The organism is Pseudomonas sp. FW215-R2, from assembly GCF_058789255.1.
The window spans coordinates 1-505 of the sequence record NZ_JBYTBO010000054.1 but is presented as its reverse complement, the minus strand read 5'-3'; the positions used below and the strand labels follow the sequence as shown (position 1 = coordinate 505).

1 protein-coding gene is annotated in these 505 nt (G+C 63.4%); it reads right to left on the bottom strand.

From position 1 onward, the window contains the following. On the bottom strand, nucleotides 1-505 hold a 505-nt coding region (locus AC3WRD_RS29845), incomplete at both ends, for an RHS repeat-associated core domain-containing protein (protein WP_173861414.1).

The window sequence follows — 505 nt, the reverse complement described above, 5'->3', positions numbered from 1 at the left end:
TCAACCCCAACGGATCCACCCACCCCGTCGGATTCGGCACGTACCGGTACTGATTCAACCCACCCGCCAGCTTCACCGGATCCGGCGTCAGGTACCGCCCCAGCTCCGGGTCGTAATACCGGTGCCGGTTGTAATGCAGCCCACTTTCCGCATCGAAGTACTGCCCCTGAAAGCGCAGCGGCTGGTCGAGGTAATCCTCGGTCGCCAGCTCCAGCGAAGTGACCTTGCCGTAGGCGCTGTACTTGGCTGACCAGACGATGTCGCCGCTGTAGTCGGTCAGTTCTTGCGGCGTGCCGAGGTGGTCGAGTTGGTAGTAGAACGGGCAGGCGCGTTTCGGGCCTTTGCCGTCGAGCATCGCGAGGGGGCGGAAGGTGCCGGGTTCGTAGATGAAGCTGCGGTGCTGAGTCGGGCTGCTTTCGGCGATCAGGTGGTCGCCTTGCCAGAAGAACTCGGTGCTCTGGCCGTCGACGGTTTTGCGGATGCGGCGGCCGAAGGCGTCGTATTG